We start from the raw sequence: 231 nt of genomic DNA on the forward strand, positions 1-231 counted from the left end.
ATATAAAACCGGTCGAGGGTCTATCAAAATGCGTGCGGTTTATACCGAAGAGCATGGTGATATTGTTATTACAGCGCTGCCGCATCAATGTTCTGGTGGTAAAGTACTTGAGCAAATTGCAGCGCAAATGAACGCTAAAAAATTACCAATGATTGCCGATTTACGTGACGAGTCAGATCACGAAAATCCAACACGCATTGTAATTATTCCGCGCTCAAATCGCATTAAAGC

1 protein-coding gene is annotated in these 231 nt (G+C 42.0%); it reads left to right on the forward strand.

Annotation, left to right across the window (positions count from 1 at the left end; all coding sequences use genetic code 11):
• A partial coding sequence (locus AAEY57_RS21290; protein WP_350608817.1) for a DNA gyrase subunit A occupies positions 1 to 231 on the forward strand: 231 nt, incomplete at both ends.

Origin of the sequence: Pseudoalteromonas sp. MER144-MNA-CIBAN-0113, from assembly GCF_040308965.1 — a bacterium.
GTDB classification, from domain to species: Bacteria; Pseudomonadota; Gammaproteobacteria; order Enterobacterales; family Alteromonadaceae; genus Pseudoalteromonas; species Pseudoalteromonas tetraodonis.